At 64.2% G+C, this 2,214-nt stretch carries 2 protein-coding genes; both read right to left on the bottom strand.

The window, feature by feature from the left end; genetic code table 11:
- The coding region (locus tag PMI40_RS11880; protein ID WP_040501953.1) for a TRAP transporter large permease subunit at positions 1–1,220 on the bottom strand (1,220 nt) is incomplete at its 3' end.
- 20 nt (positions 1,221–1,240) lie between these two features.
- A partial coding sequence (locus tag PMI40_RS11885; protein ID WP_008115555.1) for a TRAP transporter substrate-binding protein occupies positions 1,241–2,214 on the bottom strand: 974 nt, incomplete at its 5' end.

Genomic DNA, 2,214 nt, shown 5'->3' on the forward strand with positions numbered 1-2,214 from the left:
GCCCGCTTGACGTCGGGCATCGGTTCGCGCCGCGCGCGCATCCAGCACACCACCGCGATGGCGATGGTGGCGATGGCCGCCGGCATCAGGCCGCCGATGAACAGCGCCGTGATCGATACGCTGCAGACGGCGCCGATGGTGATCAGCACCAGGCTCGGTGGTATGGTCTCGGTCATGGCGCCGGACGACGACAGCAGCGCCACCAGTTCCTCGGGCCTGGAGCCGCGCTTCTTCATCTCGGGAAACAGCGCCGGTGCGATGGCGGCCATGTCGGCCGCCTTCGAGCCCGAAATGCCCGACACCAGGAACATCGCCCCCAGCAGCACATATTGCAGGCCGCCCCGCACATGGCCCAGCAACGACGCCATGAAGTCGATCAGGGTCTTGGCCAGGCCACTCATCTCCAGCAGCGAGCCCAGCAGCACGAACAGTGGCACCGACAGCAGGATCAGGCTCGACATGCCCTCGTCCATGCGACTGACCACGATCATCAGCGGCGCATTGGTGGCCAATGCCAGGTAGGCCATGGTGGCGGTGCCGAAGGCGAACGCAATCGGAATGCCGCCGGCCACGCAAAAGCCGATCAGCACCACAAAGAACACGATCAGGTTGTAGTTGCCCATGGCCAGCAGGGCCGGCCTGGCCAGCCACAGGCCGCCAGCGACAGCGGCCACCACCAGCAGCGCCGAGCCCAGCAGGCGCAGGCTGGTGACCGACGCCATGCGCGAGACGGCCGCCAGCAGCATCAGGATCGCTCCCACCGGCAAGGCGCCGGCCCGCAGGCCGTCGGGGATCTCCAGCGCCGGCGTGGTGATGGCCATCTGTTCGAGTGCGTGATCCACCGCCGGGTGGATCACCATCAGCACGAAGATGCACACCACCAGCGCGGCCACCGTCTCGAGCCAGATCCGGCCCTTGTCCGACATCTTGTTGATGATGGCGGTCAGCCGCATGTGCTCACCGCGGTCCAGCGCCAGCACCGCGCCCAGCATCGACAGCCAGATGAACAGGATGGAGGCCAGTTCATCCGACCAGATCAACGGGTCATGCAGCGCGTAGCGATAGATCACGCCGGTCAGCAGCACCACCGTCTCGGCCACCACCAGGGCCGCCGCGGCGGCACCGACGACGTGCATGACGAGGCGGTTCAACCCCACCAGCGCACGCGCGGCCGGGTTCATGTTGACCGGCTCGCGGTAAGTCATTGCAGCTTCCATCATCAACCTCCTGCGATATCGTGTCAGGCCAGCTTGCCGGTGTACTTCTCCAGCAGGGCCCAGGGCTCGTCGCCGAACTTCTTGTGCCATTCGGCATAGAAACCGGCGCTGCGCAGCTTGGCACGGAACGATTCGTTGTCGGTGTCGTTGAAGGCCATGCCCTTGCCTTTCATTTCACCCACCAGCGAATCGTTGAGCTTCTTGACGTCGCCCCGCTGGTTCAGCCCGGCTTCGTTGATGTTGCGGGTCATGATGTCCTGCAGATCCTTGGGCAGACGCTCGAAGGATTTCTTGTTGCCCAGGAACCAGAAGCCATCCCACATGTGGTTGGTGATGGAGCAGAACTTCTGCACCTCGTAGAGCTTGGCCGTGGAGATGATGGCCAGCGGATTCTCCTGGCCTTCGACGATCCTGGTCTGCAGCGCCGAGTACACCTCGGCGAAGTTGATCGAAGTCGGTGCGGCTTCGACTGCGCGGAACATCGAGGTCCACAACGGACTCGGCGGCACCCGCAGCTTCATGCTCTTGAGGTCGTCGGCGGTCTTGATCGGGCGCGTGCTGTTGGTGACCTGGCGGTAGCCGTTGTCCCAGATCTTCTCGAAGGCGAACAGGGCCGACTTGGCCTCGATCTGCTTGCGCACGTGGGCGCCCAGTTCACCGTCCATGGCGGCCCAGACCTGGTTGTAGTCCTTGAAGGCGAAGCCGATGCCGCTGATCTGTGCCGCCGGCACCAGCGTACCCAGGATCAGGGGCGAGAGCGTGAAGAAATCGATGGCGCCGGCGCGTACCTGCGACAGCATGTCGGTGTCGGTGCCGAGCTGGTTGTTGGGATAGAGCTGCAATTCGATGCGGCCCTTGGATTCGGCCGATATCTTGGCGGCCATTTCCTTGGCGCGCGTGTTCATCGGATGCGATATGGGAAGGTTGTTGGCGTACTTCAGGGTGAATTCGGCCGCATGTGCCGAAGTGCCATACAGGCCGGTGGCGGCGGCCGCCG

This window comes from Herbaspirillum sp. YR522 (assembly GCF_000282575.1).
Lineage (GTDB): Bacteria > Pseudomonadota > Gammaproteobacteria > Burkholderiales > Burkholderiaceae_D > Herbaspirillum.